Annotated in this window: 6 protein-coding genes; 2 read left to right on the forward strand and 4 right to left on the reverse strand. The window is 51.9% G+C overall.

Annotated features, from left to right (window positions below; genetic code table 11):
• The first annotated feature begins 321 nt into the window (after window positions 1-321).
• On the forward strand, window positions 322-1683 hold the full coding sequence (locus QZ279_RS09765) for an aspartate aminotransferase family protein (RefSeq protein ID WP_293450321.1): 1362 nt from the start codon (window positions 322-324) through the stop codon (window positions 1681-1683).
• 97 nt (window positions 1684-1780) lie between these two features.
• Here the strand turns inward: QZ279_RS09765 and ugpC are convergent, their stop codons facing one another.
• The 4 genes from ugpC to ugpB are packed head-to-tail and all read right to left on the reverse strand — an operon-like array spanning window position 1781 to window position 5944.
• Window positions 1781-2833: a sn-glycerol-3-phosphate ABC transporter ATP-binding protein UgpC gene (gene ugpC / locus QZ279_RS09770; protein ID WP_293450323.1), complete on the reverse strand. Its 1053-nt coding sequence runs from the start codon at window positions 2831-2833 to the stop codon at window positions 1781-1783.
• A 3-nt stretch (window positions 2834-2836) separates the two neighbouring features.
• On the reverse strand, window positions 2837-3673 hold the full coding sequence (gene ugpE / locus QZ279_RS09775) for a sn-glycerol-3-phosphate ABC transporter permease UgpE (protein ID WP_293450331.1): 837 nt from the start codon (window positions 3671-3673) through the stop codon (window positions 2837-2839).
• A gap of 20 nt (window positions 3674-3693) precedes the next feature.
• Window positions 3694-4575: a sn-glycerol-3-phosphate ABC transporter permease UgpA gene (ugpA, locus tag QZ279_RS09780; RefSeq protein ID WP_293450325.1), complete on the reverse strand. Its 882-nt coding sequence runs from the start codon at window positions 4573-4575 to the stop codon at window positions 3694-3696.
• A 58-nt stretch (window positions 4576-4633) separates the two neighbouring features.
• Window positions 4634-5944 (reverse strand): sn-glycerol-3-phosphate ABC transporter substrate-binding protein UgpB, encoded by a 1311-nt coding sequence (gene ugpB / locus QZ279_RS09785; protein WP_293450327.1) that lies wholly within the window; start codon window positions 5942-5944, stop codon window positions 4634-4636.
• 179 nt (window positions 5945-6123) lie between these two features.
• Between ugpB and QZ279_RS09790 the strand changes: the two genes are divergently transcribed.
• Entirely contained in the window at window positions 6124-7041 is a 918-nt protein-coding gene (locus QZ279_RS09790; protein WP_293450329.1) for a LysR substrate-binding domain-containing protein, read from the forward strand.
• Window positions 7042-7461 lie beyond the last annotated feature (420 nt).

The raw sequence follows: 7461 nt of genomic DNA on the forward strand, positions 1-7461 counted from the left end.
ACTGTCTTCCTCTCTGCCATCGCTCTCGATGCAACCGTCATCTTTTGGTTATGAGGCCTGACCCTAGTCAAGGTACATTGGGGGTGTTGAGCGCGCTCTAACGAGAGTTCGGCAAAGTCACCGCACACGGCGTTACCCCAAAAATGCAACTATATACTGTTAAAGTGAATTTTTCATCTGACCGCATGTTCATAGTGTTGAGCTTTCCAGAACAGCTCTATCAAAACCCCTTGCTTTGCCACCCAAAGCAACGCTAGCAAGTTTTAGGACAACGCTGCATCGCAGCCAGCAGACTTTCAACATTTGGACATGGTGTGACCTATGGATATGAGACCTAACTCTGACGAAGCCCGCGACATCGCGTATCATTTTCATGGCTACACCAACGCGCAGGCACATGAAGACGTTGGGCCATTGATCATTGATCGCGGCGAAGGGGTTCATGTCTATGACAACAATGGCAAGCGCTACATAGAAGGTATGGCTGGCCTTTGGAGCGTCGGCGTTGGGTTCAACGAAAAGCGTCTTGTGGACGTCGCCCACACGCAAATGCAAAAGCTGCCGTTCTATCACAATTTCTCCCACCGCTCGCATGGGCCTGCGATTGATCTAGCCGAAAAGCTGATCGAAATCGCCCCTGCCCCAATGAGCAAAGTGTTCTTTACCAATTCAGGTTCCGAAGCGAACGACACGATCGTTAAGATGGTTTGGTATCGCTCAAACGCTCTGGGAAAGCCCGAGAAAAAGAAGATTATTTCGCGTATGCGCGGCTATCACGGGGTCACAGTTGCCTCGGCGTCTATGACGGGATTGCCGAACAATCATCGGTCTTTCGATCTGCCGATCAACGGCGTCTTGCACACCACATGCCCGCACTACTGGCGCGAAGGTCAGGACGGCGAAACCGAAGAGGCATTCGCGACACGTTGCGCGCAAGATCTTGATGATATGATCCAAGCAGAGGGCCCTGATACGGTTGCCGCGTTCATCGCGGAACCCGTTATGGGCGCAGGTGGCGTCGTTGTTCCACCCGCGACCTATTGGAAAAAGATCCAAGCAGTTTTGGCGAAGTACGATATCTTGTTGATCGCCGATGAGGTGATCTGTGGCTTTGGGCGCACGGGAAATATGTTCGGCTCAACCACCTATGACATTACGCCTGATATCCTGACGATGTCCAAGCAGATCACGTCATCCTACTTCCCGCTATCTGCGTTCATGATCAACGATCGCGTCTACGATCCAATTGCCGAAGAAAGCGGTCGCATTGGCGTCCTTGGGCACGGCTACACGGCTAGTGGACATCCTGTTGGCGCAGCGGTTGCGCTTGAAAACATTAAGATCATCGAAGAAAATGATCTGGTTGCGAATGCCGTTGCACGCGGTTCAGAGCTGCAGGTCGCGCTTGGCGATATGACCAGCCATCCTCTTGTAGGTGAAGCCCGCGGCGTCGCATTGATTGCCGCTCTAGAACTGGTCGCCCCTGAAGGTCACGCAGCCGCAGCAACACCCGGAAAACTGGGGGCGCATATGAATACGATCATGCTGCGCAACGGATTGATTTCGCGTAACATGTTGGACGCGATGGCATTTTGTCCGCCTCTGATCATCAAGAAATCCGAAGTGACAGACATAATGAATATCGTGCACAAAAGCCTGAAAGAGTTGGCCAGCGAAGTATAGAGATCGCACCGAATAAATCCGAGCAAAAGCGAATCAGCGAAAGTTGGTTCGCTCTTAGGATTGTGACTGGCAACCATATAAATCCTGCTGCCCAACCTCAGGCCCGTCTTAGGCCCGTGGCGACATCAAAAACATGCGCTTTACCTGTTTCGATCCGAAAGCCACGCGCGACATTGGCGTCAGGCATAAGATGCACGCCTTGTAAGCTAACCGTAAAGCCCTCAGTTGCCCCCTCAAGTACACCATGCAACAGCGTATTGGCCCCTAGCGGCTCTGCCATTCTCACGCTAACGCTAAGGGGGCCTGCATCGTCTGGAACAAGATGTTCTGGTCTCACACCCAATTTAACAGGCCCGTCTGCGCCAACAGCATCGCCGACTGGGTGTCCGCCGAAAAACACTTTGCCCTCTTTCACGTCAGCATCGACGATGTTCATCGCAGGGCTGCCGATGAACTGCGCTGCAAACAACGTGCGCGGGGTTTCATATACTTCTAGCGGCGTTCCGATTTGCTCTGCTATTCCTGCATACATGACAATCATTCGATCTGCCATGGTCATCGCTTCAACCTGATCATGGGTCACGTAAAGCGAGGTGATGCCCAGCTTTGATTGCAGTTCTTTGATTTCCAAACGCATCTGAACGCGCAGTTTGGCATCAAGGTTTGAGAGCGGTTCATCAAACAAAAATACCGCTGGCTCGCGCACAATTGCGCGCCCCATGGCAACGCGTTGACGCTGACCGCCTGATAGTTGTTTAGGCTTGCGATCAAGCAAAGCATCCAGTTGCAACAACTTGGCTGCGACCTCGACCTTAGCGTTGATTTCATCCCTGGGCATCTTAGCAATCTTCAGCCCGTATCCCATATTTTGGCGCACTGACATATGCGGGTAGAGCGCGTAGTTCTGAAAGACCATCGCGATATCACGGTCCATTGGTTCCTTTTCATTGGCCAGATCACCACCAATGAAAACCTCGCCTCCCGACACGGTTTCCAACCCTGCAACAATACGCAACAACGTGGACTTGCCACAGCCAGATGGTCCGACAATCACGATGAATTCGCCGTCTTCAATGTCCATTGTGATGCCATGAATGACATCTGTCGCACCAAAGCTTTTCTTGACGTCCTTAAGGGAAACCGTTGCCATATCTTATTTCTCGCTATCGACGAGGCCGCGGATAAACAGCCGTTGCATACTGACCACGACAATCACAGGAGGGATCATCGCAAGGATCGAGGTGGCCATGATTACGGGCCAGTCCGCGACATCATCACCAGATGGGAACATCTGTTTGATACCCATAACGATCGTGTTCATTTCCGGGTCGGTCGTGATGAGCAAAGGCCATAAATATTGGTTCCAGCCATAGATAAACAGGATCACAAACAGTGCTGCGATATTGGTCCGGCTCATCGGGACAACGATATCCCAAAAGAACCGCATCGGGCTGGCACCATCTACGCGTGCGGCCTCTGCCAACTCATCTGGGATCGTCAGAAAGAACTGGCGAAACAGGAACGTCGCTGTCGCAGAGGCAATCAAAGGAAAGATCAGACCACCGTAACTGTTGAGCATGCCAAAACCTGCAACGACCTCATAAGTGGGAACGATGCGCACCTCGACAGGCAGCATAAGCGTCAGGAAGATCATCCAAAAGAAGATGTTGCGCCCCGGGAAGCGGAAATAGACAATCGCAAAGGCGGACAGCAGCGAGATCACGATCTTGCCAACCGCAATACCAATCGCCATCACAAGGCTGTTGAACAACATTGTGGCAACGGGGACATTCACGCCTGAAAACAGCGCTTTGGAATAGTTTTCCCATAGCTGATCACCCGGCCAAAGCGGCATTGGCGGCTTAACGATTTCGGGCTGTGTCACCGTAGATGCCACGAACGCCAGCCAGATCGGGAAGAAAATGATCAATACACCAAGTATCATAAACACGTGGGTCAACCATAGTCCGGCCCCCCGTTTTTCGACCATGCCGTGAATTTCGCGCGCCATCAGTAATGCACCCGTTTCTCGACAAACTTGAATTGAACGATGGTCAACAATCCTACCACGAACAGCAATATCACCGATTGCGCGGAGGATGATCCAAGGTCTTGGCCGACGAACCCATCTGCAAAGACCTTATACACCAGTACGGTCGTTGATTGCTGCGGCCCACCCGAGGTGATCGTGTGGATCACGCCGAATGTTTCAAAGAAGGAATAGACAACATTGACCACGAGCAAAAAGAAGGTTGTGGGCGACAGGAGTGGCAGCACAATCGTCCAGAAGCGTTTCCAGAACCGTGCGCCATCAATGGCGGCCGCTTCGATGACAGAGCGCGGCACCGCTTGGAGTGCGGCAAAGAAGAACAAGAAATTGTAACTGATCCGACCCCATGATGATGCAACAACCACAAGGCCCATCGCCTCGCCCCCATTCAATACATGGTTCCAGTCATAACCAAGGTTGCCCAGATACCATGAGACGACCCCGACACGGGTGTTGAACATGAACAACCACAACACGCCTGCGATTGCGGGGGCGACGGCATATGGCCAGATCAACATCGTACGGTACACGCCAGAGCCCTTGATCAACCTATCCGCAATAACGGCAAGAAAAAGTGCTGGGATCATGGAGCAAAGGGTCACAAGGATCGAAAACATAGCCGTGGTCACAAAGGACGCCCGGTAGAATTTGTCACCCAAAAGATATTCAAAATTGCCAAGGCCCACATACTGGGATGACAGGCCAAAGGGGTCGGGAATAAACAGCGATTGCCAGACCGCCTGCCCCGCAGGATAGAAAAAGAAGACCGCAGAAATAAAGACCTGTGGCGCAATCAAAAGCGCTGGGACCCACCAGCCCCGAAACGTAACGCGTTTTTCCATCGTCCCTGCCCCCCTCAAAAGGTGACGGGCCCATGACAGGCCCGTCGGTGTTTACGTCTTAGCGGTTGGCCGCCTCAAAACGACGCAGCAATGCATCGCCGCGCTCTTTGGCGCTGTCCATTGCTTCTTGGGCAGTCTTGTCGCCTGACCAAATGCCTTCCAGCTCTTCGTCGATAATCCCACGGATCTGGTCAAACGATCCAAGGCGCAGGCCATTGGAATTGGCTGTTGGCGCGTTCGCAGTCATCTGGATTACCGCAACTTCAGTGCCTGGGTTTGCCTCATAGAAACCAGCTGCTTTGGTTGCAACACTCGCTTCGGCAGTGATCGGCAAATAGCCAGTGTCTTGATGCCATTTCGCTTGAACGTCAGACGATGACAAGAAGCTCAGGAACTGACCCGCGCCTTTGTATGCGTCGTCTTCATGACCTTCCATGACCCAAAGCGAAGCACCACCAATGATGGTGTTCTGTGGCGAGTTGCCAACACCTTCCCAGTAAGGAAGTGGGCGTACATCAAAGTCAAACTCGGCCTCGGAACTGATGCCCGCATAGCCTGCAGAGCTTTCTGTGAACAATGCACATTCACCAGCGCGGAAGTTTGCACCACCTTCATTGCGACGACCCGTATAGATGAACTTGCCGTCCTGCGCCCACTGGCCCATTGCGCTAAGGTGAGCAATCTGCGCTTCACCGTTTAGCATCAGCTCGGTATCGACGCCTGCAAAACCGTTGTCTTTGGACGCAAATGGCACATCATGATAGGCTGAGAAGTTTTCCAGATGGATCCAGCTTTGCCACGCCGTGACAAGTGGACATTCTTCGCCGCCCGCCTTCAGTGCGGTCAACGTCGCATCAACATTCTGCCAAGTGGACAGATCCGTGTCAGGATCAACGCCCGCAGCACTCATGGCATCACGGTTCACCCATAAAACAGGTGTAGACGCGTTAAACGGCAAGGACAGCATGTCGCCCTCGGTAGATGTATAATACCCTTTGACTGCGCCAATATAGGCGTCTTGGTCAAAGTCAGCACCGCTTGCGGCCATCACTTCGTGAACTGGGCGAACGGCACCGGCCGCCGCCATCATTGTCGCCGTGCCAACTTCGAACACCATCAAGATGTGTGGCTGCTCACCAGCGCGGAACGCAGCGATACCAGCATTCAAGGTTTCGGAATAATTACCCTTGTGGCTTTGCACGACGGTATAATCGCTTTGGCTAGCGTTGAAGTCTGCAACTTGAGCCGCAACCAACTCCCCAAGGCGACCTGTGAAGGCGTGCCAGAATTGGACTTCTGTTTGAGCCATCGCCGCAACCGGTGATAGCATTGTTGAAACGGCAAGCGCGCCGAGCAATGATTTTTTCATAATTCCTCCCATGCACCACAGCGGTGCGTTGTCTGTCATGTGGTGCGACAAGTCATCCCCGCACCAGCTGTAAACACCAAAACGATACACCGCTGCGGGTATAATACAAGATGGTAAAATTTTGATTTTATATAATATTATGTTATGGTCTCCTTTATAGATTCATGGAATGAAATGGCATGAAACAGAAACTTAGATTGCGCCAACTCGAAGCCCTTATGGCAGTCATTCAACACAGTTCTGTGACAAGGGCCGCAAAAGAATTAGGTGTCAGCCAACCCGCAGTAAGCAGGTTATTAGCTGATTTAGGGCAGACTTTGGGGTTTTCATTGTTCGACCGGCGCGGTGGGCGACTTGTCCCAACCCAAGAAGTCCACTTTCTTCAAGCCGACATCCAGCGGGTTCTCGACCTTATGGATCAGATAGAAGAAGTCAGCCAAAGTATAACCGAGAGAAAAGCGGGCCACATTAGAATCGCCTGCCTCCCTGGATTTGCGACCAACCATTTGCCCGCGGTTATCGCCCAGTTTCTAAAGGATCGACCGGGTGTCAGCATCACCATTGAACCAGACCGCCCAGAACGAATTTTGGAATGGATGATAGATGAGCAATTCGACTTTGGTATCACTGACGGGTTTCGAGGGCATTCGGCAGTCTTCAGCACTGACATCGACGTGCGCACAGTTTGTATTTTTCCCGACGGCCATCCTCTGGAAAAGCTATCTGAAGTCACAGCGCATGACTTGGCCAACGACAAAATCATACACACGCGGCGCGATAGCGAATTCTTCAAAAATCTGGCGACCGCTTTTGTAGACGCAGATACCGTTCTGACAACATTGGTCGAAACACGCCAGTTCACGGCCGCCTGCGAATTAGTTTCGCACGGGCTAGGTGTTGCAATCGTCAGTGAATTAGATGCGTTGAAATTCGTAGACAGGGGCGTTCAAGCGCGGCCATTCTTGCCCGCACTTTCGCATAGACTATCCTTGGTTCGGCCAATCTCAAAACAACCGTCCGCCATTACGCTTGAGTTCATCAGCGCGTTCGCGTCCAGTCTAGAACCATTTCAAGCGTTAGAAAACGCTCCCACTTAAACATATAAAATATGCCTTCGCAGTGACGAGACATTCTTCATCCATGGGACCAGCGCGCAGCGCTCTTTTATTCGCTTTAGGGGCTCCATTTTGACGGGGTTATCCTATGGGCGAAGCTTGCCTTTTTCCGGATGCCACAGCGCAGCGGAGCGCAAGACGGAAATGCAGACTAAAGCTCAACGATACAGCTTTAGATATGACTGAAGCAGTATCATAGTTTGTTTTGTGCAACGGTCCGATCCAGACCATCAGATCAGCCGCTTGTCTCCATCATATCTGCCAATTTCGAACCGATGCTACGCAGTGTTTTGTACTAAAGGTCGGCATCGACTGATCTTAACCTAGCTATTTCTGACATAAAGCATACTCATTGTGACAGGCCTGAAACACCCCTAGGCCGTTGATCATATCTGGCGGAGT

Origin of the sequence: Planktotalea sp. (assembly GCF_018607965.1) — a bacterium.
Classification (GTDB): Bacteria; Pseudomonadota; Alphaproteobacteria; order Rhodobacterales; family Rhodobacteraceae; genus Planktotalea.